General features: G+C 46.1%; 1 pseudogene. It reads right to left on the reverse strand.

The window, feature by feature from the left end:
- Positions 1-280, reverse strand: a pseudogene (locus ACFIMQ_RS09640) (GemA protein); the annotation flags it as partial.

Below are 280 nucleotides of genomic sequence, written 5' to 3' on the forward strand. Positions count from 1 at the left end.
GATGACCCGCCCCCAAACATTCATAACGCGCATAAAATCGCCCCCACTCATCTCCCCCAAAGCTTTACCACTTAACGCCACAACACTTTGATGAAAAGCTTCCACATCAAACACAACATCGGGATTCAAACGCTTCCATTGGGCACACAAAATCAAATATCCTGGCATTTTCTGCCATGAATCTTGAATCTTTTTCCCTTTCCAGTCAACCCCACCCTCACGCTGCAACCAACCTTTCAACGCCTCAATAGCTCTACATGCATCATCGCTATCACGTAAA

It is taken from the genome of Bartonella sp. AD13SXNS (assembly GCF_042196465.1).
Classification (GTDB): Bacteria; Pseudomonadota; Alphaproteobacteria; order Rhizobiales; family Rhizobiaceae; genus Bartonella.